The organism is Vibrio sp. SCSIO 43086 (assembly GCF_051132235.1).
Taxonomy (GTDB): Bacteria; Pseudomonadota; Gammaproteobacteria; order Enterobacterales; family Vibrionaceae; genus Vibrio; species Vibrio diabolicus.
On sequence record NZ_CP072677.1, the window covers coordinates 2,006,261 to 2,029,892 of the forward strand.

At 40.9% G+C, this 23,632-nt stretch carries 28 protein-coding genes and 2 pseudogenes; 5 read left to right on the forward strand and 25 right to left on the reverse strand.

Annotation, left to right across the window (positions count from 1 at the left end; translation table 11 throughout):
* Nucleotides 1–124 precede the first annotated feature (124 nt).
* Entirely contained in the window at nucleotides 125–424 is a 300-nt protein-coding gene (locus J8Z23_RS09485; RefSeq protein WP_069499778.1) for a WYL domain-containing protein, read from the reverse strand.
* Nucleotides 425–755: 331 nt separating this feature from the next.
* Between J8Z23_RS09485 and J8Z23_RS09490 the strand changes: the two are divergent.
* Nucleotides 756–1,059 (forward strand): annotated as a pseudogene (locus tag J8Z23_RS09490) (hypothetical protein).
* A gap of 234 nt (nucleotides 1,060–1,293) precedes the next feature.
* Here the strand turns inward: J8Z23_RS09490 and J8Z23_RS09495 are convergent.
* The 5 genes from J8Z23_RS09495 to J8Z23_RS09515 form a co-directional block, all read right to left on the reverse strand.
* The gene (locus J8Z23_RS09495) at nucleotides 1,294–2,073 is read right to left on the reverse strand and encodes an FRG domain-containing protein (RefSeq protein WP_434633167.1); all 780 of its coding nucleotides are present in this window, start codon (nucleotides 2,071–2,073) and stop codon (nucleotides 1,294–1,296) included.
* Between the two features lie 137 nt (nucleotides 2,074–2,210).
* Nucleotides 2,211–2,705: a GNAT family N-acetyltransferase gene (locus tag J8Z23_RS09500; RefSeq protein ID WP_434633169.1), complete on the reverse strand. Its 495-nt coding sequence runs from the start codon at nucleotides 2,703–2,705 to the stop codon at nucleotides 2,211–2,213.
* Between the two features lie 151 nt (nucleotides 2,706–2,856).
* Entirely contained in the window at nucleotides 2,857–3,318 is a 462-nt protein-coding gene (locus J8Z23_RS09505; RefSeq protein WP_434633171.1) for an SAM-dependent methyltransferase, read from the reverse strand.
* 147 nt (nucleotides 3,319–3,465) lie between these two features.
* Nucleotides 3,466–4,290, reverse strand: coding sequence for a DUF2971 domain-containing protein (locus J8Z23_RS09510; protein ID WP_434633173.1), 825 nt, complete (start codon nucleotides 4,288–4,290; stop codon nucleotides 3,466–3,468).
* A gap of 158 nt (nucleotides 4,291–4,448) precedes the next feature.
* Complete coding sequence (locus J8Z23_RS09515) at nucleotides 4,449–5,747, reverse strand: anti-phage deoxyguanosine triphosphatase (RefSeq protein ID WP_434633175.1); 1,299 nt, start codon at nucleotides 5,745–5,747, stop codon at nucleotides 4,449–4,451.
* A gap of 804 nt (nucleotides 5,748–6,551) precedes the next feature.
* Between J8Z23_RS09515 and J8Z23_RS09520 the strand changes: the two genes are divergently transcribed.
* On the forward strand, nucleotides 6,552–6,800 hold the full coding sequence (locus tag J8Z23_RS09520) for a type II toxin-antitoxin system Phd/YefM family antitoxin (RefSeq protein WP_005377003.1): 249 nt from the start codon (nucleotides 6,552–6,554) through the stop codon (nucleotides 6,798–6,800).
* Nucleotides 6,790–7,080, forward strand: a complete 291-nt coding sequence (locus J8Z23_RS09525; protein ID WP_005377002.1) for a type II toxin-antitoxin system RelE family toxin — start codon at nucleotides 6,790–6,792, stop codon at nucleotides 7,078–7,080. The genes J8Z23_RS09520 and J8Z23_RS09525 overlap by 11 nt, the downstream gene beginning before the upstream one ends.
* A gap of 96 nt (nucleotides 7,081–7,176) precedes the next feature.
* On the opposite strand, the gene J8Z23_RS09530 is transcribed toward J8Z23_RS09525, so the two are convergent.
* The 6 genes from J8Z23_RS09530 to J8Z23_RS09555 all read right to left on the reverse strand — a co-directional run bounded on the left by J8Z23_RS09530 (nucleotide 7,177) and on the right by J8Z23_RS09555 (nucleotide 13,232).
* Nucleotides 7,177–7,671: a GNAT family N-acetyltransferase gene (locus tag J8Z23_RS09530; protein ID WP_025637911.1), complete on the reverse strand. Its 495-nt coding sequence runs from the start codon at nucleotides 7,669–7,671 to the stop codon at nucleotides 7,177–7,179.
* Between the two features lie 488 nt (nucleotides 7,672–8,159).
* Nucleotides 8,160–8,447 carry a hypothetical protein gene (locus tag J8Z23_RS09535; RefSeq protein WP_434633190.1) on the reverse strand — a complete coding sequence of 96 codons (288 nt, stop codon included), beginning with the start codon at nucleotides 8,445–8,447 and terminating at the stop codon, nucleotides 8,160–8,162.
* A gap of 1,291 nt (nucleotides 8,448–9,738) precedes the next feature.
* A complete protein-coding gene (locus J8Z23_RS09540; RefSeq protein WP_434633156.1) occupies nucleotides 9,739–10,212 on the reverse strand; it encodes a tetratricopeptide repeat protein in 474 nt (157 codons plus the stop codon).
* 152 nt (nucleotides 10,213–10,364) lie between these two features.
* Nucleotides 10,365–11,156: an HNH endonuclease gene (locus J8Z23_RS09545; RefSeq protein ID WP_434633193.1), complete on the reverse strand. Its 792-nt coding sequence runs from the start codon at nucleotides 11,154–11,156 to the stop codon at nucleotides 10,365–10,367.
* A 627-nt stretch (nucleotides 11,157–11,783) separates the two neighbouring features.
* Nucleotides 11,784–12,569, reverse strand: a complete 786-nt coding sequence (locus J8Z23_RS09550) for a hypothetical protein (protein ID WP_123768128.1) — start codon at nucleotides 12,567–12,569, stop codon at nucleotides 11,784–11,786.
* Between the two features lie 126 nt (nucleotides 12,570–12,695).
* Nucleotides 12,696–13,232: a nucleotidyltransferase family protein gene (locus tag J8Z23_RS09555; protein ID WP_301612600.1), complete on the reverse strand. Its 537-nt coding sequence runs from the start codon at nucleotides 13,230–13,232 to the stop codon at nucleotides 12,696–12,698.
* Between the two features lie 235 nt (nucleotides 13,233–13,467).
* Here J8Z23_RS09555 and J8Z23_RS09560 point away from each other — a divergent pair, with 235 nt between their 5' ends.
* Both J8Z23_RS09560 and J8Z23_RS09565 read left to right on the forward strand, forming a co-directional pair.
* Nucleotides 13,468–14,034 (forward strand): ComF family protein, encoded by a 567-nt coding sequence (locus tag J8Z23_RS09560; RefSeq protein ID WP_046268193.1) that lies wholly within the window; start codon nucleotides 13,468–13,470, stop codon nucleotides 14,032–14,034.
* On the forward strand, nucleotides 14,034–14,789 hold the full coding sequence (locus J8Z23_RS09565; RefSeq protein WP_080536249.1) for a hypothetical protein: 756 nt from the start codon (nucleotides 14,034–14,036) through the stop codon (nucleotides 14,787–14,789). The genes J8Z23_RS09560 and J8Z23_RS09565 overlap by 1 nt, the downstream gene beginning before the upstream one ends.
* Before the next feature lie 96 nt (nucleotides 14,790–14,885).
* Here the strand turns inward: J8Z23_RS09565 and J8Z23_RS09570 are convergent, their stop codons facing one another.
* From J8Z23_RS09570 to J8Z23_RS09630, 13 genes and pseudogenes are all read right to left on the reverse strand, one after another.
* Nucleotides 14,886–15,251 (reverse strand): DUF6404 family protein, encoded by a 366-nt coding sequence (locus J8Z23_RS09570; protein ID WP_182020489.1) that lies wholly within the window; start codon nucleotides 15,249–15,251, stop codon nucleotides 14,886–14,888.
* A 195-nt stretch (nucleotides 15,252–15,446) separates the two neighbouring features.
* Nucleotides 15,447–16,040, reverse strand: coding sequence for a hypothetical protein (locus tag J8Z23_RS09575; RefSeq protein ID WP_276440135.1), 594 nt, complete (start codon nucleotides 16,038–16,040; stop codon nucleotides 15,447–15,449).
* 161 nt (nucleotides 16,041–16,201) lie between these two features.
* Nucleotides 16,202–16,886, reverse strand: a pseudogene (locus tag J8Z23_RS09580) (DUF4336 domain-containing protein).
* A 142-nt stretch (nucleotides 16,887–17,028) separates the two neighbouring features.
* Nucleotides 17,029–17,781: an SDR family oxidoreductase gene (locus J8Z23_RS09585; protein ID WP_104973968.1), complete on the reverse strand. Its 753-nt coding sequence runs from the start codon at nucleotides 17,779–17,781 to the stop codon at nucleotides 17,029–17,031.
* Between the two features lie 175 nt (nucleotides 17,782–17,956).
* Nucleotides 17,957–18,196, reverse strand: coding sequence for a hypothetical protein (locus tag J8Z23_RS09590; RefSeq protein ID WP_434633201.1), 240 nt, complete (start codon nucleotides 18,194–18,196; stop codon nucleotides 17,957–17,959).
* 186 nt (nucleotides 18,197–18,382) lie between these two features.
* A complete protein-coding gene (locus J8Z23_RS09595; protein WP_434633204.1) occupies nucleotides 18,383–18,883 on the reverse strand; it encodes an opioid growth factor receptor-related protein in 501 nt (166 codons plus the stop codon).
* 162 nt (nucleotides 18,884–19,045) lie between these two features.
* Nucleotides 19,046–19,462 carry a VOC family protein gene (locus J8Z23_RS09600; RefSeq protein WP_434633207.1) on the reverse strand — a complete coding sequence of 139 codons (417 nt, stop codon included), beginning with the start codon at nucleotides 19,460–19,462 and terminating at the stop codon, nucleotides 19,046–19,048.
* Nucleotides 19,463–19,615: 153 nt separating this feature from the next.
* On the reverse strand, nucleotides 19,616–19,927 hold the full coding sequence (locus tag J8Z23_RS09605; protein ID WP_343290879.1) for an antibiotic biosynthesis monooxygenase family protein: 312 nt from the start codon (nucleotides 19,925–19,927) through the stop codon (nucleotides 19,616–19,618).
* A gap of 145 nt (nucleotides 19,928–20,072) precedes the next feature.
* Nucleotides 20,073–20,534: a GNAT family N-acetyltransferase gene (locus J8Z23_RS09610; protein ID WP_434633211.1), complete on the reverse strand. Its 462-nt coding sequence runs from the start codon at nucleotides 20,532–20,534 to the stop codon at nucleotides 20,073–20,075.
* A gap of 136 nt (nucleotides 20,535–20,670) precedes the next feature.
* Entirely contained in the window at nucleotides 20,671–21,348 is a 678-nt protein-coding gene (locus J8Z23_RS09615; protein WP_140339090.1) for a hypothetical protein, read from the reverse strand.
* Between the two features lie 136 nt (nucleotides 21,349–21,484).
* Entirely contained in the window at nucleotides 21,485–22,489 is a 1,005-nt protein-coding gene (locus J8Z23_RS09620) for a S66 family peptidase (protein ID WP_434633214.1), read from the reverse strand.
* A gap of 167 nt (nucleotides 22,490–22,656) precedes the next feature.
* A complete protein-coding gene (locus J8Z23_RS09625; protein ID WP_434633217.1) occupies nucleotides 22,657–23,178 on the reverse strand; it encodes a GNAT family N-acetyltransferase in 522 nt (173 codons plus the stop codon).
* A gap of 134 nt (nucleotides 23,179–23,312) precedes the next feature.
* Nucleotides 23,313–23,600, reverse strand: coding sequence for a hypothetical protein (locus J8Z23_RS09630; RefSeq protein ID WP_301613240.1), 288 nt, complete (start codon nucleotides 23,598–23,600; stop codon nucleotides 23,313–23,315).
* Nucleotides 23,601–23,632: the final 32 nt, after the last annotated feature.

Sequence of the window (23,632 nt, forward strand, 5' to 3'; positions counted from 1 at the left end):
ATAGGGCTAACGCCCTGTTAAGGGGTGAGCGACGCAATGCCGAAGCTCCCGCAAACCGCCATAAACACAAAACGCAACGCATAGCAAAAATGCCACGCGTTGCGAATCCCTCTTAAACAGCTTGTTAGGCTGGTACTATTTCTAACTCTTGGTCCCACGGACTATGTTGACCTGACGGGAACGGTCTTCGACCAGAGAAGGTTTCATTAGTAACCCTAAAGTTGCTCATGCGAGCAAGATCAAATCTACGCCACTCTGGTAAGCCACCGGAACTACTTTGCCCTGCAACTTGATAGCCTAATATCTGCTTACTTCCGTTACACACCCCTAAAACATGAGGTTCTACGACTCGCAGACGGTTACTATAAGTAAATTCTACTATTAACTTATTTTGAATTGCTCTTCGAATTTCAGCTTCGTTCATGTTCACTCCTAAAAGTTATAGCAATATGCCACCACACACACTACAACAATTAGAAAGTTTATTTTTTGAAGATGTAAGCAAACTTTAGTTTACCTTTAAAGCCTAACGCCCTGCTAAGGGGTGAGCAACGCAATACCGAAGCCGCCGCAAACCACCTTAATCACTAAATTCAACGCATAGTGAAAATGCCACGCGTTGCGAATCCCTCTTGAGCAGTTTGTTAGTCGCGAGGCACCGAGCGACAATTTTAAGCCGAACTAAACTTTGCGAACAACAAACTTTATGTGCTTTGATGCATTTAAGTCAGGCGTAGTCTCAAAGCGGCTACTCAATGAAACCACTTGGAACAACCAACGCCGCAGAAAACGGACTGACAACACCAAAAAGCGCTTTTGGAAAGCCAATCTCACAGTGCGGACTTTCAACAAAGTCACTGAAACCACGTGGAACTTACCACACCAGAGAAAACGTCATTTCAGCGAGTAAATCTGCTTTTGTACCCAACAAACTCACCGAGCGGATTTGCAACCAAAAACAGACTCTCGATTGCCCTGCTCTGTCAGCATCAAAGAACAAAACAACCGCTTGGACACTTGCAAAACTTTGGACTTAAAACAGCTAGAACTAAGCTCTGATGATCGACGATTAATCGATGTACCAAGTAAACAGCTGCTAAATTTTGAGCTTAGAAACATGATTTTGACTTCAAGCTTTTTCTGGCGACTAACGCCGCATTAAGGTGTGAGCAACGCTACCACGAAACTTAACCAAGCCACCGTAAACACAAAACTCAACGATTGAATGAAAAATGCCATGCGTTGGGAATCACTCTTAAATGCTTTGTTAGCACTCTTGAGGCTCCCTACCATTTAGAAGAACTCTCTCATAAGACGTTTTGATAACGAATTTAGGTCTTGGTATATACTATCCTCTGTAATACCTAGTTGCATTAATGTATCTTTCAGTTCCTCTCGTACTTTCTTACCATCAATCTCGATTTTGAACACTTCCGCGTTTTTTCCACTAACAAAGTAATCTTCAATTTTTACCTTCTCACTTCCATGAAGTGTAAAAGTACCTTGCTGAGATGAAATTCGCTTATTTGTAAATTGAATCTTAATTGCAATAGCTTTGTCTTTCAATTCTATGCTATTACTTGATAGTGAGGCAGGTAAATAACCATCAAGTTCAAATTTCTCATCATCAGTTACATTATGCGTATAGATGGTTTGACATTCACCCGTAGTTATTTGATTAAGCTCCGTGTGATTCATACACCAAACAACTCTTTTTTCATTAACTTCATCTTTTTCCAACGCGAAATATAAGGCAACAAGTGGAGAAATAGTCCAGTCTAACAATCTCGTTGGGAGCCCATAATGTTGCATTAACGCATATTGCTCAAATGCGCTGAGTGTTTTAATAGTATTATCATATAAAACGCAACTGGTTAGAAATTCATCAACCATACCTTCATGTTTACGCTCTTGAATCCCCCTCCATTGCACGCCAGAATACAGCTCATAGCTTTCATCAGAAACACCTCTATACCAAATTTCTGAAGCGTGACATGTGACTAATGAGTTTATTTCTTTAATTGCTACTACATAGTCACTGAAGCTTTTAACCGGAAAAGATCTAATTTTCATATTTATTCTTTACCTTGATACCTTATAAATTTAAATTGGAGAAGAGGGCTAACGCCGCATTAAGGTGTGAGCGGCGCTTGGCTATACTTGAGCGAAGCGAAACTGCCAAGCGTTGCGAATCACTCTTGAATGCTTTGTTATGTGCGTGCTAAACGGTAGCGCCTTACCGTACCCTCACTCTCATCTATGTAGTTACCGAGGTATTCACCACCACAGTTTTCGATGACCTTTTGAGATGCGGGATTGTCAATTGAGCAAGTAACAATAACTGAATCAGTGACAACATGGTCTCGCACCCAAGCAAGCAGAAATGAGGCTACACCCTTACCACGAGCTGACGGTCTAGTTTCATAGCCAACATGACCAATGACATTTTCTACGTTGGCATTAGTACCTTTGCGAACTCGGATTGCACCTAAAATTTCGGAGTTCGATACACAGAAGTAAGTTGTGCTAGGTAAATATCCCTTTGGTAACTCGGAGATTGCTTTTGAACGTTCGATCAAACCTGACAAATAAGCTGTCGGATCTTGCTCCACACCCGAATATTTTGGAATACCCGATTCTAGGCATTCTTTCGCATAACTCGCTAATATTGGGGCCAAATCAGGGTTGGCCTCTACCACTTCCATGTCAATTTTCCTCATAAGCACATAACGCCCTGTTAAGGTGTGAGCAACGCAATACAAAAGCTGCTGCATGCCACCTTAAACACTAAAAGTAACGCATAGTAAAAATGCCGTGCGTTGCGAATCACTCTTAAACAGTTTGTTAGCACTCTGACTACCAGTAATTTGACATAATTTCTTTTGACCACTCGGGCTGCTCGACGATTGTTCTTGGTAAGAATTCACCCATTACTGGCTTAATGTCTACCACTGGCGTACCGTCTATTGCATCCAATCCTCTAACTTGTAGCACATTCCCACAAACAGCAATAACTTCACAAATTGTAGAACCTAAACGGTTCGGTCGGTTTTTACCTCTTTGGGCAAAAATACCAACTTTCGGCCAATCAGTGTTATTTCTTGGATGCCTTGCACCCGTTGTGATCTTTGACTTATCAACTTTGTTGAAATAAAAAGTCACTTCAACATGAGAAAAATCAGAAAGTCCGATAAGAGCTTCCGCCCCGAACGCAGCATCAATAACTATAGAGGCGTTTTCTTTATCCCAATTATCGTCAATCATCTCACTTCTGGTTGATTCAACTTTTCCTATAGGAACAAGCCTAATTTCTTCCATGATTATTTTTCTCCTCTGGGTGCTAACGCCGCGTTAAGTAGTGAGCAACGCTACCACTGAACTTAACCTTACCACCTTAAACACGAAACCCAACAATAGCACTAAAAATGCCAAGCGTTGAGAATCTGTCTTAAACGCTTTGTTAGGTTAATTTGCCACCTTAATTGAGGAGATAGTAAGTCTAGCTTTAGGTGCATATTTTTCCAACAAGCTTTCCACAATCGTAATTTCTGAATCTGTACTTCTAGGGCCTAATAGAATTTCCATTTCATCAAACACTGTCGAGTCTAACTTCACATCTATATACTCTTCAATACATGGTTGCTTTTCAAAGTTATATTTTTCCCGAATAAAATCTAACGGTAGGTCAATAAATTGCTGATTACATGCTAGTATTTTAAAACGCCACTCATCTTCATACTCCCAAATTTTAGGCTTTGCCAGAGCAACACCAAAAGTTTGATAATTTTTATGTTCAGTTCCATTTATCGGGTAATGTAAATTTGAGTATAAAATATCACGTTCATCTGTATAAAATATAGGGTTAGGCCCCTCAATAATACCGACCGCTGCATTAACACCAGGCTTATTCCTAGTCATTTTTATATTTTGCCCGCTGTTAACAGCAAAGCCACCATCACCCCAATAGTATATTCTATCCCTCCCCAAAAACATATTTGCTGGTAACTTAATTCGTACACCTTTCATATTATTGCTATACAAGTTCCACATTGGGATCGTGTCTTCTATTTTTGTTGTCCAGCAGGAGATAAAAGTTCCTTTTTTGAACGAACCAAGAGTAGAAGACTCAGCTTCTATTGGATCATTCACATTGTCTGCACGATTAAACCTAACGCTGCAATATTTCAGTATCAACGCAAGTGTTTCTATTGAAGTGTAATGGTATAACTCCTTTGGAGGAGTAACCGTTGAAAAGTTAGCCCGAAAAAACTCATCTGAGTAAAAAAACATTATCTAATTCCTTTAAACTACATTATTAACCTAACGCCCTGTTAAGGTGTGAGCAACGCAATACAGATGCTCCCGTATACCACCTTAAACACAAAACGCAACGCATAGCAAAAATGCCAAGCGTTGCGAATCACTCTTAAACAGATTGTTATGTTCGTTTAGAGGCGATCAAAGATAGAACCAGAAGAAGGCGTAAAAATCTTGTGATACAACCGAGTTGCGTAGTCATCAGTTGTACCAGCAATATAATCACTAATAACTCTTAGGTTGTCGTTCTGAGCTTTATACATTTCGTAATATTTCTTAGGCAGCAATCGCTTAGGGTTATTTGAAATTACTTCAAACAACTGAACTATCATTTGTTGCCCTTTGTACTCAAGTGTTTGTACTTCAGGAGTGAAAATTACGTTATTTACAACAAACTCTTGGAAAATATCGAGTTCTTCACGAGCCTTTTTATCCAGTTCACCTTGATAATCAAACAATTTATGTGTGAATTTGCCTAACACCACTACTTCTGTCTTGTTAATGAAATAGTTTACCAATTGTCCAACCGCGCGCTTCCTTGTCTTGTTTTCGCCAGAAAACAATAATTGGGTAAGTTCTTCGATCTTGCTGGCCAATGGGTAGGTATTTAGTGGGTCGGTAAGTTTATCAACAACCTCTCTACGCCACATTGATTGATCAACCAACCGAAGTGCTATCGCATCTTCCAAATCATGGACACCATAGGCGATGTCATCAGCTAATTCCATGATACTCGAATCGAACGACTTATATTTAGGTTTAGCATGCTTGCCTACTTTAGGCTCTGATGACATAAATTTGGCACGATCATTTGTGAAAGGCTGCAAGATCCAATCCACTTGGTCTTTGTCGCAGTCATAAATACATTTAGGCGGCTTAAAGCCATCTAAATTGATGCCACCATTTTCAGTATAAAGCTCCCTGTTAACGACATCATTGTGGTATGCAGGATACTTGATTAGACCTAGTAATGTACGTCTGGTTAGGTTTAGCCCTTCTTCTTCAGAATATTCACCGAGCTTCGTACAAATACGAAGCGTTTGAGCATTCCCTTCAAAACCAGCGTCATTGCGCATAGAGTAATTCAGTGCAACTTCACCACCATGACCAAAAGGTGGATGACCGATATCATGTGCTAAACCAATAGACTCAATTAAGTTTTGCTCTGGGATTAGCTCAAAGATTTCTGGATTTTCATTTTCTGGGTATTTAGTTTTTAGAAACTCAGCAATACCGCTACCAAGTTGAGCTACTTCTAATGAGTGAGTTAGGCGGGTGCGGTAAAAGTCGCTTTCCCCTAACCCGAGAACTTGCGTCTTTCCCTGCAAACGACGAAATGAAGCCGAATGAATAATCCTTGCGCGATCTCGAGAAAATTCATTGCGTTTAAAGCCACTATCAATGGCTGGTTTGAAGCGTTTATCCCACATTATAAACCCCAATATTTAGATGGATATAGCCACTTATATGGGGGCAGTTTCACTGCAATCAAGAGGAAAAGAACATAACGTCCAATTAAGGTGTGAGGCACGCAATACGATGCTTCCGCATACCACCTTAACCACTAAAATCAACGCATAGTAAAAATGCCACGCGTGCCGAATCACTCTTAAATTGTTTGTTAGTACGCTGTTCTTGAACCTTTTGACTTGCACCAAGATATTGAAATATAGCACGAAACTGTTGGCTGAAAACGCTGAAGCTAAAGGGACAACTGCGAAACTAGAGCTCAACCTCAAAACGCAAGTTGGCGAGAAGAAAAACACGCCAAACTAACCTATTTTGACCAGTTTCAAATTAGCAAAGGATTCAGTCACCGAACTTTGACAACCACACCAAAGTACAGAATTGAAGGCTAAAAAAATCAACAACACAAGAGAAACCACACCAACGAAATAGCCGAAAAGTTAGAAACCGTAAGCGGTGAAACCAAAGCGGAAACTCCGCATATAGTGCCACCGGAAAGAACGTGAAAGGCACGCTCATTCAGGTGTAAAGCTAGGAAACGAAACCGATAAACACCAAAACTGTTTAGCTTTGATGCCAATCCCGTACTAACGCCGCGTTAAGTGGTGAGCAACGCATACCACTACATTTAAAGTATTGTGCCGTAAACACCAAATATGAAGCAAACCGAAAATGCCGAGCGTTGGGAATCCGTCTTAAACGCCTTGTTATACCGCTTGGTTGAGGCTAAAATGACCAACATAAAGACCACTTAAGAGACCTAATATATGACCACTAGAATTTTAGCCGATGTTGCTGCAAGCATTACTGAGTTGAAAGCTAACCCTATGAAAGTTGCAACTAGTGCTTACGGCGAACCTGTTGCTGTACTAAACCGAAATGAGCCAGCATTTTATTGTGTACCTGCCGAAGCGTACGAAATGATGATGGACAGACTCGAAGATCTTGAACTACTAGCTATCGCTAAAGAGCGTGAGTCTGAAGAGAGCATTTCGGTAAATATTGATGACCTATAAACTCGACTTTAAAAAGAGCGCACTCAAAGAGTGGAAAAAGCTTGGCTCTACTCTGCAACAACAATTTAAGAAAAAGCTAATCGAGCGCTTAGATAACCCCCATGTCCCGGCTTCAAAGCTTTCTGGAGCTGACAACATGTATAAAATTAAGCTGCGTCAATCGGGCTACCGTCTCGTCTACAAAGTTGAAGACGATGTCATTATTGTAACCGTCTTAGCTGTCGGGAAACGCGAACGTAGCGATGTTTACCGTAAAGCTATGAAAAGGTTAGATGATTGATTGCGGTATAACGCCGCATTAAGGTGTGAGCTTCGCTTGGCTATACTTGAGCGAAGCGAAACTGCCAAGCGTTGCGAATCACTCTTGAATGCTTTGTTATGTGCGTGCTAAACGGTAGCGCCTTACCGTACCCTCACTCTCATCTGTGTAGTTACCGAGGTATTCACCACCACAGTTTTCGATGACCTTTTGAGATGCGGGATTGTCAATTGAGCAAGTAACAATTACTGAATCAGTGACAACATGGTCTCGCACCCAAGCAAGCAGAAATGAGGCTACACCCTTACCACGAGCTGACGGTCTAGTTTCGTAGCCAATATGACCAATGACATTTTCTACGTTGGCGTTAGTACCTTTGCGAACTCGGATTGCACCTAAAATTTCGGAGTTCGATACACAGTAGTAAGTTGTGCTAGGTAAATATCCCTTTGGTAACTCGGAGATTGCCTTTGAGCGTTCGACCAAACCTGACAAATAAGCTGTAGGATCTTGCTCCACACCCGAATATTTTGGAATACCCGATTCTAGGCATTCTTTCGCATAACTCGCTAATATTGGCGCCAAATCAGGGTTGGCCTCTACCACTTCCATGTCAATTTTCCTCATAAGCACATAACGCCCTGTTAAGGTGTGAGCAACGCTATACCGATGATTCCGCATACCACCTTAAACACTAAACGCAACGCATAGCAAAAATGCCAAGCGTTGCGAATCACTCTTAAACAGATTGTTATGTTTAATTTATTAAGGAAGGATTATTGAGGTAAAAGCGCTTAGGCTAACGGCCCACCAAAGGACACTAAACTTGTTCCCGTTGCCTGACAAACATCAAGTACAGAAGCAAACATACATTTAACTTTTCCCATTTTGTTATCCTCCTTCTCAGAATATTGGTCTGAGTCCATTGTTGTTAACATACGATTCTTAAAGTAAGCAAAAACCATCAACACAAACAGGACAACAAGGAACAAAACAAGCGCTGGAGGATTTGAACCTCCGCCGAAAGCCGTTAACCTAATCACTCTTATAGAGTGGAAAAAAGATAGTATAAGCAAAACCCAAGATAGTCAATAGATTGCTTATTTATAAATTGCAATAACAACCTGCGCCAAGCCTACAATAACCAATGCTCCAGTTAGCCAGTTCATTGCAAGAGCAACTTTGCTAGAACTTTTTGAAGACTCTTCAAAAGCACCTTTTAGCTGTGAAATTTCATCACTAAGTTCATCAATTGAATCCTGTAAGTCTTCAGTACATCTAACGACAATTGCCGCCTTTTGCTGCTCATGCACCTGGCTACCAGTTTGAGCCGTGCCTACCATCTCGCCTAGGATCTGATTTTTATCTTTGCCTTCTACGTAACTCATTTTATCCTCTTAAACATAACGCCCAGTTAAGGGGTGAAGCACGCAATGACCAAGCCTCCGCATAGCACTTCAACACCAAGATCACCGCATAATAAAAATGCCACGCGTGCTGAATCCCACTTGAACTGTTTGTTAGCACGCTGCCCTTTAAGCTTTTGGCATGCGCCAACTTACTGAAATATAGCACGAAACTTATGGCTTAAAACACTGAAACCAACCAGACAACTGCCGAACTGAAAATTAAACTCAAGACGTAAGTTGGTTAGAAGAAAAACATGCTTAATTACCCTTTTTCACCGCTTTCAAATTAGCAAAGGATTCGATCATCGGACTTGAACAACCATGACAAAGAACCAAATTTTAAGAAAGAAGCCAACCGAATCAAAGAAACCACGCCAGAGAAATAGCCCGAAAGATAGAAACCGTAAACGATAAACTCAAAGCGAAAACTTCACATCTAGTGCCACCGGAGCGAACCTGAAAGGCACATTTGAACAGGTGTAAAGCGAGGAAAAGAAACCAATAAAAACAGAAACTTTTAGCCTTTGATGCCGCCCCAGTGCTAACGCCCTGCTAAGGGGTGAACAACGCAATACCAAAGCCGCTGCATACCACCTTAATCACTAAAATCAACGCATAGTAAAAATGCCACGCGTTGTGAATCCCTCTTGAGCAGTTTGTTAGTTTGCAGACCCAAAGGGTTGATTTTAAGTTATTTTAAACTTTGCAAACAACAAGCAATATGTACTTTGATGCAATTAAGTCAGGCGTAGTCTCAAAGCGGCTAGTCAATGAAACCACTTGGAACAAACAACGCCGCAGAAAGCGAACGCACAACACCAGAAACTGCTTTTGGAAAGACAATCTCACAATGCGGACTTTCAACAAACCCACTGAAACCACGTGAACTTACCACACCAGAGAAAACGTCCTCGCAGCGAGTAAATCTGCTTTTGTACCAATAAACTCACAGAGCAGAGTTTCAGCAAAACAGTACGACTCAATTAACCCAAAAGTCGCCGCACCAAAGAACAAACCAACCGTTGAAACGATGCCAATTTTGGATTTTTACCACGTTAATTAACACTGAAATTGAACGCCGATACGACAATTTCAACTTTGAGCTTTTACCACTAGATCTTGCGATATAGCTGCGATTTTCCTCTTGCAAACTAACGCCGCGTTAAGTAGTGAGCAACGCCGCAACCTAACCTAAACCATTGCACCGTAAACACAAAAGCCAATTTGAACTAAAAATGCCACGCGTTGCGAATCTGCCTTAAACGCTTTGTTATGTGTCTTTTAGCTTAATGGTTTCTAACTCTTTCACTGCTAACTCAATACCATCTTCAGCTGCCTCTTGCATTAGACGCAAGCCTCGACTTACATCTCGAGTTTTACCACCTGTACCATGATATAGGCTAAACCCGTAAGTAAACTTTGAATATGAGTGACCCTGATTTATTGCTCGCTCAAAGTAGTAAGAGGATTTGCTTAAGTCGCGCTCTACATCATCACCATACAAATAATTTACCCCCATTCGATACGAAGCATCTGCACTACCTAATCTGGATGCTTCTACTTTTTGACTAATGTGCCGTTTGAGAAAATCAGATTCGGACTCGTTAGGCGAGCTAAAACACGAAATTAAGTTAATCGCATCTGGATCTTTAGACTTAACGAATGGAGCTAAAAATTTCGTAAGATCTTTGTAGTTACCTTTATCCAGCAACTTTTCAGCCAGTTTTATTTCTTCTTGATTCATAAACTAATTCTGATGATGGCACATAACGCCCTGTTAAGGTGTGAGCAACGCAATACCGAAGCCACCGCATACCACCTTAACCACTAAACCTAACGCATAGTAAAAATGCCACGCGTTGCGAATCACTCTTAAACAGTTTGTTAAATGGAGGATTACATCTCCCAAAAAACTGGCATTGCATTAGATGTCTGAATGACTGTCCCACTTTTTTTGCTATTGCATGATTGGCAAAGAATTTGGAGGTTTGTCGGATCATTTACGCCATTTTTAGCAATTGGAACGATATGATCTATAGCAACCTTGCCATGTGTATGATAAACAGAAGATAAGTCCGTTTTACAAAGCGCACAAAGCCCCTTTTCCCGACAAAACAATGCTCTCTCAAGCCATTTAGGCCAGTAAGTATTTCTCTTACTTCGCTCGCCCATAGACTCTGCAACATTTATATTGAAAACTTTCATAGCTTCGCGATCAGCGAAGAGTAGCGAAAATACTTCAGTAACTAATACAGGGACAAACTTTGCCTGTACCAAAGGTTCAATATAGTCCCACGCATATTGGTACTTATACTCATCAATGTGCTCTTCAGTAATTTCGACTGTTTTTCCACTGTCATCGTCTCGCAGTAGCTCTTTAATGTAGTGGTCTAACTCTTGGTATTCGATTTGATGTGATTCAAGCATTGAAAGTACTGGTAGAACATCCTCAAATTCCCAGCCGCCACCTCTAAAGTAGAAATTGAGATGGTCAACCACAACATACTCAATGTAATCATGCAGTAGAGTTCTTTTTTGTGGCTTAGTCACCTGTAACTCTACATCTTCTGCTACTTCTAACGGATCAATTGCATAGTCGCGTTCAAAAATCGCTTTTCTGACTTTATCTGCAAAACCATATGATTCACTAAACTTGAACGTATGACACTTTTCTAGAATACTGCTCATTAGCTCCTCCATTTAACGCCGCATTAAGGGGTGAACAACGCATTCCACCCAAACTAAACCATTGTGCCGTAAACACTAAAGCCAATTCAAACCAAAACTGCCAAGCGTTGTGAATCCCTCTTGAATGCTTTGTTAGTTGCCAAACCTAACGTTTTGATTTGAAGTTAATTACCGCTTTGCCAACACTGTCTTTGCGTGTTTTCGAAAACTCAAATCAGGCGCAGTTTCCAAGCGCCTGTCACTGAAACCACTTGGAACATGAAACGCCGTAGAAAACGGGCTAACAACACCAAAAAGCGCATTTGGACAAACAATGTTACAGAGCTAACTTTCAACATATAAATCGGTTTCTGAAATAGAGAATACAACCACAAAAGAAACCAACGCACGATTTTACAAACCCAAATAACTAGAAATTGAAATACGAAAACCGAGCCAAAAACACACGAACATTAACCCTAAACATTCTGCTTTAGTTGCGTTTTTCTCGTTGGCAACTAACGCCGCGTTAAGGTGTGAACAACGCTACCACCTAACCTAAACCATTGTGCCGTAGACACTAAAGTTGATTCAAACTAAAAATGCCAAGCGTTGAGAATCACTCTTAAACGCTTTGTTATATGCCCGCTAGAATGGAATGTCATCGTCGAAGTCCATCGGAGGTTCATTGTACGAATTAGGAGAATTCGGCATTAACAAAGGCAGATTCAAAACCTTATGAGCACGCTTGGTTGTATCACTGATATCCTTGGTTAGAGATAATGCACTCTCAGGCAGATTTTTTAGGTATGTGAGTTTTTCGATCCCCAAACCTACGTCACGTACAATATGAGTTAATTCTTGTCTAATTGACTCTTCTCTAGTTCCGAGGTCGTATACTTCAGATGTTAGCCGCTGAATTTCTTCTCGATAACTGGATATTTCGCTATCAATCTTAGCCATCTTTTCAGCATGCTCAGATCTAAACTGGATGATAGTTTCTGACATTCGCTGCTTTTCGTCAGCCCATGTATCTAGCTGTCTATCGCGCAGTTTTCGGTTTTCTTCTTCGTCTGAATCCAGCTTGGCGATAGTTGTTCTTTTAACGGTATAATAATGTTCTTGCAAAGTTTTTTGCTTAAATGCGTTACGATACTTATTAATTACTCCATCCACTATACGCTCGTAAAGCATATTTAAGATAGGCACCACTAGCAGATAAACAAGAGATATACCTAATGGAAATAGCAAGTCATTAGCTAATTCAAAGGTAGATTCATTGATCATCGTTATCTTCTCAGCATTACTGCTGAGAATAAACAGCATTACATCTGCAATATTCCATATTGTCCATGAAAACACGTAAGCTCCTACCAACGGATTTTTAAGTCTACTGACAGTATTTTCTTGCAACGAATTGATCAATGTTTTCAAAAATATACTCCTAAAATCATCACGCCACCCTGGGCATATAACGCCGCATTAAGGTGTGAGCGGCGCTTGGCTATACTTGAGCGAAGCGAAACTGCCAAGCGTTGCGAATCACTCTTAAATGCTTTGTTAGGGCACAGTTCTCAAAGACCGCCACCTTACTAACCAGCCCTTTGAATTTACACGATTTTCAAACGTTTCTCGTGACCTTTTAGGATTATGTGTGACACAGTAACCAAATAAGGATTCGTAGCCAAAAGCTGAAATACATTCATAGCTACCAGGTGCAACTTGTCGAATGGCAACAGCTGTCTCTTGTTCTGGCCAATAACTCATAGCATCAAGGGAGCTTGTGTAAGGTAAATCGCCATTTCGAGTATGCATGAGTGCTTGGTTACGAACTTGCCAGTTAATTTCTGGCATTAGCTGCTTGAGCTGAGATTCATACTGTAAATATGCTTTAGGGTCGTTCTCGTCAGGAGCAAAGTAAATAACATCCGCATCATTCAATGGTGTCGCTACATCAAAACCATGCAGTGCATCCCAAACAAGATTACGAACGAAACCTGCTGCAATATAGCATTGAGGCAAACCCAATTTAGAGACGTACTCTAAGGCTCTGACTCTAACTGGATCTTGTTTGATTAATTCTACGATTCTGTCCATTTCCGCCCCGTGCCCTAACGCCCTGTTAAGGTGTGAGCAACGCAATACCGATGCCGCCGCATACCACCTTAAACACTAAAACCAACGCATAGTGAAAATGCCACGCGTTGCGAATCACTCTTAAACAGCTTGTTATGCCACTATTTTTATAGTCATTGATATGCATCAACACACAAAAACTAGAACACTGTACCATTTGTAACTTAGTAAAACACTATTTCAAAAGGTATGAATCATGAGCTATAACATTGAAGGAAACTGGAAAGCAGGTTGGGCATTAGATTTGCACACAACAAGTAGTGTCAGGCTTGATGATGGCTCATTTGAAAATACATATTCTGATGTTGGTAAGGCACTTAATCGCCTAAAGTACTCAGGGGAAGAAGAAAACATCGAGTATCTTGTTGATGAGCTTGTTGCCTTTTTAAGAACTCGCCTGGTAACTCCCTATATCGAAGTCATTGTTCCAGCCCCTGCCTCAAAACAACGAGACTTGCAACCTGTTTATGCAATTGCGCAAGCAGTTGCTGAAACTTTAGGAATCAAGTATGACCAAAATTATGTCGAGAAAGTAAAAGACACCGCTGAGTTGAAATCCATTGAAGATGCAACTGAAAGACAGCAAATATTGAATGGTGCATTTCAAGTAGACTCGCGTTACGCATCAGATAAGGTTCTGATTATTGATGACTTATTCCGTTCAGGCTCTACTCTTAATGAGTTGACCAAAACAATGTACAATCAAGGCAATGTAGACAACGTATATGTTGTAACTTTGACTAAAACAAGAGTACATAGATAATGGATAGCGTTTTCTTTTCTGGGTCGATCAGTATCAAGACTTTGCCTGAGCGAATCAAGCAAAGCCTTGATGCGATAAAAAGCGAAGGGAAATATCGAATTTTGGTCGGTGACGCAAATGGATTCGACTCTCTTTTACAAGCCTACTGCGCTAAAATCGGCTTGACCGATGTCACTGTATATACGATTAGCGAAGTACCACGAAACCATGAAGCGGCCTTTGATGTAAAACATGTCAAAGTTCCAGATGGCATTCGCGGGGGCAGACAGCGCCAAACATTTAAAGATGAAAAGATGACTCTTGACTCAAGCATTAGCTATGTAGTTTGGGATGAGAAAAGCAAAGGATCTTACTCAAATATAATTAGAGCTTTTAAAAATAATAAGAAAGTTAGAGTCTTTTCTGCTAAAAATGATGCACCGATAAATAATATTGATATCGACAGTATTAATAAGATCTACTTCAATTCAAATGGACTTGCGGCAAAAGATTTATTAGAGGAACTGTTTAAAAAGGGAGTAAAAGAGTTTGATACCGTAAGACAACTAAACTCTTACCTTTTGAACAATAACTATATCGAAAAGCTAGAGTCGTCATCTAACGTATATAGAACTCTAAACACAGAGTATGCAATTGATGACTTCTACCGCGGAAAGCATAGCGGAGTGAAGTTTAAATATGAGCTAGTACAGGCTCTCGTGAATAAATTTCAGAACAAAAGTAAAGTTGGTACCTATGGTGGAATGCGAGGGTAATAGTGGCATAACGCCGCATTAAGGTGTGAGCAGCGCTAGGCTATACTTGAGCGAAGCGAAACTGCCAAGCGTTGCGAATCACTCTTAAATGCTTTGTTATGGCGCAGACTTATAGTTGGCACTACACCAATTTTCCCAACTCGTGTTACCCAATTTTTTATGCGCTTTAGTGATACGATATGATAATACGCCACCCATAATGCATCCGAAGCATATTGTAGAAACTAATTGAATGAGCCAATTACCTGGCTCTACACGCCAAAGAAACAGCCACATAAATAAGCCCCATATTAATCCGAAAACTATCCCTTGCTTAAAGAAAACTTGAACTGGAGATTGAAAAACTAGAGGTTTAGTCTCTGAGAAAATGAGCTTTGACCAAAGGTTAGCATTTAGTTTAGTCAAATCTTTGGGGACGCCTTTTTCGACTAAATGCTGTTGAATAAATGCAATATTTTTCATTATAAGTCCTTTTACATTCGTAATATCCATTTTTCAGTTATATAGAGAGCTCAAATTCCACCATGCGCCATAACGCCCTGTTAAGGGGTGAGCAACGCAATACCGAAGCTGCCGCAAACCACCTTAATCACGAAAATCAACGCATAATAAAAATGCCACGCGTTGCGAATCCCTCTTAAACAGATTGTTAAATTGCTAGCCACCCAAAGCCGAAAGTAAGAAAGAAGCAACAGATGCGATACTTCCCGCATGAGGCAAAGCTCCCAATAGCGTCTTAACTACAGCTTTACTAGGCTTTTCAGATTGGAATTGAGCTTCTACTGCATCAACAACCTCAAGTGCCTCTTGCTTTTCAGATGCATCTTTTACTAGCCTTTCGATTTCGCTGCGAAGTAACTCAATATGTTCTGTAACTTCCGAGTTACGATTAACGATATTTGTTGAGTTATCTACAGAGTTGTTGTTTACTCGAGCGTTGTCGCCGTTGAAGTTATAAGTGATGCTTTGTACCGCTTTTTTAGCTTCTGGAATACCTAATTTCTGAACTTTCATTTGATAGTGCGCAGGTATACTGTGAAACTTTTCGTGGAAACCAGGATCGATAACCTTGAACGTTTCCTCGCCACCGTTAGACATGATCCTTTGAATAAGATCATTTGGTTCAATTAGCACATTTGACTGCATTAAGTAAATGCCCTTATCTTGAACACTGGCTTTCAAGTCCGAATGCTCTTCACCATTTGTTTTGATCACTTTTATACGGTCGGTCATCATTTTTTGAAATGCCATACTTCCTCCTGCAATTTAACGCCGCATTAAGGGGTGAACAACGCAAACCACCCGACCTAAACCATTGTGCCATAAACATTGAAGCTGAACTTTGAACCAAGACCGGCAAGCGTTGAGAATCCCTCTTAAATGCTTTGTTATGTAATTTTCTCAAAGGTTTCTCATACTAACCATTTGAAAGACTTTTGTAAGAATTTGTCTGCATTTTCAGTGACGATTTCACCGTGAGCCATGACCAATATTTGCGGGTTCCAAGACAACAACCTATTGAGGTGTTTCCGCGCGTCCGCTTTACCAAACATGAAGCTTAAACGCCAATCCAAAGGCATTTGCCCATTAGGGGCAAGTATACCAACACCTTTGGCCACAACCCGTTGCCAGTAGTTAAAGTCTTTACCTGAAAAGTTCTCAACCAGGTCAGTAACAATTAACGTACTTGAACTGCTATGGTAAAACACATTCTTCCATTAGCGGAGAACCAGAAAACAATTCTTGTTCAATGTCAGGCTCCCAAGCATAACTTTGCGGGTTATTAAGAGATGTATGAAAAGAAATATCGCTACGCTTTTTTATCACCTCGTTTGTCCCATAGACTTCAGCGTTTGGAAAGGCCGCAATCCATTCAGATAAGAACAAGTGGTGTAGATGATTGGGGGCAATTAAATATTTAACAGAACCTAAACTGTCAATTTGCTCTGCAATTGACTCAGATAATTTGATTGGACTATGAACCCATAAATCTCCACTAGAAAGTCTAACAACCGTCATTCGAGTGGAAAAAGGCAACCCTAAGAACTGAACGGGTTCACCATCAAATATCCATATTTCATGCGCTAATTTTTCCATGTTGCTCCAATCACATAACGCCGCGTTAAGTGGTGAACAACGCAACCACCCAACTTAAACCATTGTACCGTAAACACTTAAGCTGACTAAAAACCAAAAATGCCAAGCGTTGGGAATCCGTCTTAAACGCTTTGTTATGCATTTATAAGCCACCACACAGGTCTAAGTAATTTCCTGTCGAGAACGATGATTTTTCCGATGAGAGCCAATAAATAGCTTCTGCCACTTCTTCTGGCTTACCACCACGCTGAAGAGGAATAATATTCTTTAATCTCTCAACCCTTTCAGGTTCGCCACCATCAGCATGCATTTCCGTATGTATTAGCCCCGGACGGACACAATTCACTCTAATGCCCTCTGAGGCAACTTCTAGTGACAAGCCTTTTGTTAGCGTATCAATTGCTCCTTTTGAAGCCGCATAATCAATGTACTCATTGGGCGAACCAGAGCGAGATGCTCCCGATGAAACATTTACGATGACGCCTCCGTTGCCACCATGACGAGTAGACATGCGTTTAACCGCCTCTCGGCAACAAAGAAAGTAGCTAGTCACATTGTTAGTCAAAATTGTATTGATTCTGTCGGCCGTCAGATCCTCAAGACGAGACTGCTTACGCAAAATTCCCGCATTGTTCACGAGTACAGATAATGAGCCTAGCTCATCGTCAATTTGTTCGAACAGCCTAAATACGTCATTCTCAACGGAGACGTCTGCTTGAACTGTAATACAACGGCCACCTGCTGCTCTAATATCTTGAGCTAACGCATCAGCCGAAGCTGAATTGGACTTGTAATTAATGCAAATCGCATAACCCTTTGACGCAAATAATTTGGAAGTCGCTGCGCCGATACCTCGGCCGCCACCTGTGATTAAAACCACTTTTGAATCATTCATAAATCATCCTTGAGTCGTAAAGTTGGGGGAAGGCATAACGCCAAATTAAGGTGTGAACAACGCTTACACCTTAGCTAAAGCATTGTGCCATAAACACTAAACTTGCTTGAAGTGAAAGCGCCAAGCGTTGTGAATCACTCTTAAATTTATTGTTAGTTGCGCAACCAAACTCGCGCTACATGCCATTGAATACAGCGATTCCTAGAAGAGCTAAAGCAATACTAGCAAGCCCAATATAGCTGACTTTTCCACGTTCTGATTCCGTTACCTCTGCAGATGGGAAACGCCCGAACGTAACCGCTTTCGATACTACCCAACCTACACCGTAACCAATACGCTCAATGATGATTAACTGAACAATTGTCTTTAATAAGGAACCTAACATTCGAAAAAATGCCAAAACTGACTCTTCCATATGCACTCTCCTTTAATACTGAATTCTAGATTTTTCCGAACAAACTAACGCCCTGTTAAGGGGTGAGCAACGCAATACCGAAGCCACCGCATACCACCTTAACCACTAAATTCAACGCATAGTAAAAATGCCACGCGTTGCGAATCCCTCTTGAACAGTTTGTTAGTGCGCTTTTTCAGCGCCCCCCTAACCTTTAAGCGTGTTACGCCAATACTCGACCGTTTTATCTGAAACCAAGCCTGTTTCTCTTGCTGCTGCCACTAGAAAGTCACACAAGTTAGTTGCTATCTGTTCATTACCGAGTAAATACAAACTACGAATTGCTCGGGTCAGACGAAGTTGGTTATGGTCATGACTTTTAAGCCAAACATGGTTAGCAGGACTTAATGCCAGTAATGAAGAAATTTCATACCCATCTCGCTGTAATCCCCAAAACTCAAGTAAGAGGTCGAGAGCTTTTAAGTGAGCAACACGCAATTCTTCTGAATTAGCAAAAGCATCCCGATCTGCTTGAGTTACCAAAGGAGCATATTGATTGAACTTAGTGCCCTCATCTATCGGGAAAAGAACTTGAATATACTTATGATCATGCTCCAGCCAGAAGTGGTTGTAAGCCAACAACTGCTCTACATTGCGACCAAATTTATCTGGAGCTTTACCAGATATGAAACGAGCAATTCCACTCATTTTAAATCCTGCTAATTATAATTTTTATCTTTGCGCACTAACGCCGCGTTAAGTAGTGAGCAACGCTACCACCTAACCTAAATTTTTGCACCGTAAACACAGAACTTAATTTGAACTGAAAATGGCACGCGTTGCGAATCTGCCTTAAACGCTTTGTTATGCCTACCTTTTCGCCATTGGATGTTCTGGATTTAACTGAAGTAAATCCCAAAGGTTGCCATATAAATCTTTGAATACTGCTACCGTGCCGTAATCCTGCTCTTTAGGGGGACGAACAAATTCGATTCCTATTGACTTCATGCGCTCGTAGTCTCGCCAGAAATCATCGGTGTTCAAAAATAGAAAAACTCTACCACCGGCTTGATTACCAATGAAATCTAATTGCTCGGGTTTTGAAGCTCTTGCTAGTAACAAAGTCACTCCATGTGAATTTGGAGGAGCAACTACAACCCAACGCTTATCTTGTTCAGGTTGATAAGTATCTTCAATAAGCTCAAACTGAAGTTTGTTTACGTAAAAATCTATCGCTTCATCGTAATCTCTTACGACTAACGCAATATGGACAATATTTTGCTTCATATACTGACCTTATGTACTGAACTTACCTGGTTGGCATAACGCCTTGTTAAGGTGTGAGGCACGCAATACCGAAGCCTCCGCATACCACCTTAAACACTAAAACCAACGCATAGTAAAAATGCCACGCGTGCCGAATCACTCTTGAACAATTTGTTATAACCACATGTTCTCACGGACTTCATAGTGGCTAACATGACGATCTGGATTCAATTTGTACTTTTCATCCTCTGGATATAATTTGGCGACACTGATGTGTTCACCAGAAAATGCTTTGATACATTCAAGATCTTCCCAATAGGTCAACAACGTGATTTCAGCAATATCACCTAAATCTCGATTTAAAATTTGAGCACCGAGGAAACCTTGTGTACTAGATGTATCTTTGACCCCTGTCTCATACAGGTATGCAATAAACCCTTCTTCATACTCTTTAGGGCAAGTAGCTTTCCATTCTCTTGCTATCATAAATACTCCATTTTATGCCGTGGTTATAACGCCGCGTTAAGTGGTGAACAACGCCAACCACCATACCTAACCCATTGAACCTTAAACACTAAATTCAACTTGAACTGAAATCGCCAAGCGTTGTGAATCCGCCTTAAACGCTTTGTTATACCGCTGTCTGCCGCTCCAGACGAACTTCTATTGCTTTAACGTTTGAGCTGTCAGCCAATTCAAAAATATCTGACTCAATACGCTCTGCAACCTTGAAACCTAGTGCCTCAAAGATCTCTACATTACCAGTTTGCTCAGCGCACCAAACTGAGAGCAAGCCTGCATTTGAGAACATACGCTCTGCTTCTAAAATTAAGCTTCGAGCTACACCTTTTTTACGACATTCAGGCATGACAGCAAGTGTACTTAAATTAAGCGTCTTTCCGGACAACTTAACCTTTATAAGACCCACTAGCTGGTGATCTAAATAATACCCCAAACAAGTCCACTCATTTGTTGAACTAGCTTGGTTTCTTTGAGCTTCGGAAGTTGGACGATAGATTTTTCGTAGCTCGGAGAAGCTTGTTTTTGATAGTGATAAGAGCGCCTGATCTGTGCCGCTTATTTGCTTTATCATTGATTTCTCCTTTGCGGTATAACGCCCTGTTAAGGTGTGAGCAACGCAATACAAAAGCCGCTGCAAACCACCTTAAACACCAAACGCAACGCATAGTAAAAATGCCACGCGTTGCGAATCACTCTTAAACAGTTTGTTATGATTCAAGCTCGATAAAATCGATGAATTTCTGACCCATTGAAGTACCTACAGAGTCTAAGCTTGCTTCATGAAACTGTTTAATCCGTACCATACCAAATCTGTTTAAATCAGAGATAATCAAATCGATAATAGGATCATTTGAGCCAATATCTGTATAGGTTTTTTTCCACACATTACGTAAGTCTCCCCAATGAGTATAACTATTAGGATTTGTATTCAATTTCTGAATGTAGTGATCGGGGGTTGACAAGAAGTGTAGAATTCGAAAATGAAGTGGCGTCATTTCATCAATGAACCGAATGAACATTAACTTTAAGGTTTCATCTATACCTTCATTTAATACTGTATTTTTTACTGCATTATTTAACGCTTTGATTTTTTCTTCTTGGTGAGTTCTGACCGCGATATTTGAAGCTTGAAGATATGCAGATATAAACGCATCGTGTTCAGATAGCTTTTCTGGTGTCAGATTTTCAACTTTTTCACAAACCTCATCAACGGTATTGGCTAATAGGATCAACCAATCTTCTTTGCGCTTATCTATTGGTGCAGAAAAGACCGTTTCAAATAACGTAGCCAAAGCGCCGCCAGCTAAAGGGATAACACTCAGTGTAGCTTTTACTCCCGCATGCCCGTAGTCTTTCCATTCTTTATTTTGAGGTAATTCTTCCATATTTACTCCTGAATCATAACGCCGCGTTAAGGGGCAGCAACGCGCTACCACCAAACCTCAATTTACCGCCGTAAACACAAATACCAAGATTTGAGCCAAACTCGCCACGCGTTGACTGTCCCTCTTGAACGCCTTGTTATTTTGCTGTTACCCACTGACTTTCAAGCCCAATAGTTTGGCTGTCAAAATCAATTGAAGCCTGAACGCCCAGAGGTGTAACCAACATTGGATGCGTATGACAACTGTCGAAACCATAAAGTATAGGGACGTTTTTACCATTTAACACTTCAAGCAAAACGTCAAGCGGCGTGCGCCCCGTCCCTTTGTCATTAAACAGTTCATGCTTGCCTAATACAATTGCACCAACCTTTTCAAACACACCGCAAGCCATTAAATGGGCAAAAGAACGTTCGACAGTTTCTATACCTTTGAGAGAGTCTTCAAGCAGGAGGATATCGCCTGGCTCTATCTTAGGCATATATTGGCTACCCCATATGCCTGCCATGGTATTCAGATTACCACCAATTATACGACCACTAACTTGGCCATTACCTAAAAATTGCCATTCATTTGCGTAACTAGATTTTGGAGAGTCTTGAGTTTCCCAGTCGTGCTTAACATCGGTCCACGACGAAGGCATTGTGTACTGGTACGAGTCAGACTCCGAGCATAAGATTTCCAGAAAGGACTTAAGTGTTTCTTCAACTAAGGGCGGAAACTCACCAAATGATGCAACCAGTGCAGGACCATAAAAAGTAATAAGCCCTGTTTGAGCATAGATACCCAGTAGCAAAGCCGTTACATCAGAATAGCCAATGATAATCTTAGGATCGTTTCTGAGTGCTTCATAGTCGATGTAGGGCAATAGAGAATTACTGTTGCTACCACCAATTGTAGACATGATACACCGTACATTAGGGTCACGGAGTAATCGGTTAAACTCTTCTGCACGTTCTAGAATTGAGCCTGAGCGATATGAATCAGAACAGCCAGTGAGATGACCCTCCACTAGCTCAAAGCCTTGAGATTCCAGATAAGATTTTGCTCGCCTGAAGCGATTTGGCGCAAAAGCCGTTGCTGGTGATGACGGTGAGAAAAAGCCAATTTTGTCACCAACTTTTAAAGCTTGTGGGAATATCACTTACCCTTATCCTCCATAATTCAAATAAGCAAAATAACGCCTTGTTAAGGGGTGAAGCACGCAACACCGATACTACCGCATACCGCCTTAATCACCAAAACCAACGCATAGTAAAAATGCCACGCGTGCTGAATCCCTCTTGAACAATTTGTTAGCCCGATACCCGACTAGTACATATACCCTAACCAGTCTATATGACCAACTGCCCAAGTTTTACCGCTAATCGGTTTAACATACAAATCATCAACTTGATCAACTGCAACGCCGTAATTCTTATGTTCATGTATTCGCAACCAAGAGCTTAAAGAACTAAGACGAAGATAACCATTAGCCGTATAAAAAGCATCTAAATCGGAGATTAAAATAATAAAGTCAACGTCTTTGCTTGCGGCATACTCGCTGAGTTGAGACAACATGGCAGTGCCAATACCATTTCTTTGAGATGATTGTTCAACACAGAAGTCACTAACGCCCAATACTTTATAAATTTCATCGCCGACGCTGACAGCTCTGTAGTCCAGTCCCATGTAACCAACCAGTTGATCATCTCTGTACTCTAAAGCTCTCATATGCGGGAGTTGCTTATAGTAAGAACGAATTACTTGATGTTCAGGAAACGACTTGTTTCTGAGGACTTCAATTGAGTTATGCTGCTCTTTAGATAACTCTATTTCTGGGTAAATATCCATATTTGACCTTTGAGGGCTAACGCCCTGTTAAGGTGTGAGCAACGCAATACAGAAGCCGCCGCATACCACCTTAATCACTAACACCAACGCATAGTGAAAATGCCACGCGTTGCGAATCACTCTTGAACAGTTTGTTATGTGCGTTCTTGTTTATTAATTTCTCGCCTATACCAAGACTCTGAGACACTCCACGTTACAAAACCTAGAACTACCCCAAGAGCAAGTAATATCAGTGTCGACAAACCAAAATCAAACCAGAATTCTAACCACGTGCGAACTTTGTCAAATAGGATGAAACCAACAGTTTTTCCAAACAAGACTGAACCAGCTGCAATTAAAGTAGTTTTTAAAACGTAATGACCCCGCCCCTTTTTACGAGTTTGTTTCCACCTGTTTAATCTTTTATTTTTCCAAGTATTCATAAGCGAGAACTCCATTTGCACTCTCGAAAACC

Excerpts from the sequence above, each read along its gene's own strand:
- J8Z23_RS09485 (WP_069499778.1), bottom strand. The coding sequence starts at position 424 with ATGAACGAAGCTGAAATTCGAAGAGCAATTCAAAATAAGTTAATAGTA.
- J8Z23_RS09495 (WP_434633167.1), bottom strand. The coding sequence starts at position 2,073 with ATGAAAATTAGATCTTTTCCGGTTAAAAGCTTCAGTGACTATGTAGTA.
- J8Z23_RS09500 (WP_434633169.1), bottom strand. The coding sequence starts at position 2,705 with ATGGAAGTGGTAGAGGCCAACCCTGATTTGGCCCCAATATTAGCGAGT.
- J8Z23_RS09505 (WP_434633171.1), bottom strand. The coding sequence starts at position 3,318 with ATGGAAGAAATTAGGCTTGTTCCTATAGGAAAAGTTGAATCAACCAGA.
- J8Z23_RS09510 (WP_434633173.1), bottom strand. The coding sequence starts at position 4,290 with ATGTTTTTTTACTCAGATGAGTTTTTTCGGGCTAACTTTTCAACGGTT.
- J8Z23_RS09515 (WP_434633175.1), bottom strand. The coding sequence starts at position 5,747 with ATGTGGGATAAACGCTTCAAACCAGCCATTGATAGTGGCTTTAAACGC.
- J8Z23_RS09520 (WP_005377003.1), top strand. The coding sequence starts at position 6,552 with ATGACCACTAGAATTTTAGCCGATGTTGCTGCAAGCATTACTGAGTTG.
- J8Z23_RS09525 (WP_005377002.1), top strand. The coding sequence starts at position 6,790 with ATGACCTATAAACTCGACTTTAAAAAGAGCGCACTCAAAGAGTGGAAA.
- J8Z23_RS09530 (WP_025637911.1), bottom strand. The coding sequence starts at position 7,671 with ATGGAAGTGGTAGAGGCCAACCCTGATTTGGCGCCAATATTAGCGAGT.
- J8Z23_RS09535 (WP_434633190.1), bottom strand. The coding sequence starts at position 8,447 with ATGAGTTACGTAGAAGGCAAAGATAAAAATCAGATCCTAGGCGAGATG.
- J8Z23_RS09540 (WP_434633156.1), bottom strand. The coding sequence starts at position 10,212 with ATGAATCAAGAAGAAATAAAACTGGCTGAAAAGTTGCTGGATAAAGGT.
- J8Z23_RS09545 (WP_434633193.1), bottom strand. The coding sequence starts at position 11,156 with ATGAGCAGTATTCTAGAAAAGTGTCATACGTTCAAGTTTAGTGAATCA.
- J8Z23_RS09555 (WP_301612600.1), bottom strand. The coding sequence starts at position 13,232 with ATGGACAGAATCGTAGAATTAATCAAACAAGATCCAGTTAGAGTCAGA.
- J8Z23_RS09560 (WP_046268193.1), top strand. The coding sequence starts at position 13,468 with ATGAGCTATAACATTGAAGGAAACTGGAAAGCAGGTTGGGCATTAGAT.
- J8Z23_RS09565 (WP_080536249.1), top strand. The coding sequence starts at position 14,034 with ATGGATAGCGTTTTCTTTTCTGGGTCGATCAGTATCAAGACTTTGCCT.
- J8Z23_RS09570 (WP_182020489.1), bottom strand. The coding sequence starts at position 15,251 with ATGAAAAATATTGCATTTATTCAACAGCATTTAGTCGAAAAAGGCGTC.
- J8Z23_RS09575 (WP_276440135.1), bottom strand. The coding sequence starts at position 16,040 with ATGGCATTTCAAAAAATGATGACCGACCGTATAAAAGTGATCAAAACA.
- J8Z23_RS09585 (WP_104973968.1), bottom strand. The coding sequence starts at position 17,781 with ATGAATGATTCAAAAGTGGTTTTAATCACAGGTGGCGGCCGAGGTATC.
- J8Z23_RS09590 (WP_434633201.1), bottom strand. The coding sequence starts at position 18,196 with ATGGAAGAGTCAGTTTTGGCATTTTTTCGAATGTTAGGTTCCTTATTA.
- J8Z23_RS09595 (WP_434633204.1), bottom strand. The coding sequence starts at position 18,883 with ATGAGTGGAATTGCTCGTTTCATATCTGGTAAAGCTCCAGATAAATTT.
- J8Z23_RS09600 (WP_434633207.1), bottom strand. The coding sequence starts at position 19,462 with ATGAAGCAAAATATTGTCCATATTGCGTTAGTCGTAAGAGATTACGAT.
- J8Z23_RS09605 (WP_343290879.1), bottom strand. The coding sequence starts at position 19,927 with ATGATAGCAAGAGAATGGAAAGCTACTTGCCCTAAAGAGTATGAAGAA.
- J8Z23_RS09610 (WP_434633211.1), bottom strand. The coding sequence starts at position 20,534 with ATGATAAAGCAAATAAGCGGCACAGATCAGGCGCTCTTATCACTATCA.
- J8Z23_RS09615 (WP_140339090.1), bottom strand. The coding sequence starts at position 21,348 with ATGGAAGAATTACCTCAAAATAAAGAATGGAAAGACTACGGGCATGCG.
- J8Z23_RS09625 (WP_434633217.1), bottom strand. The coding sequence starts at position 23,178 with ATGGATATTTACCCAGAAATAGAGTTATCTAAAGAGCAGCATAACTCA.
- J8Z23_RS09630 (WP_301613240.1), bottom strand. The coding sequence starts at position 23,600 with ATGAATACTTGGAAAAATAAAAGATTAAACAGGTGGAAACAAACTCGT.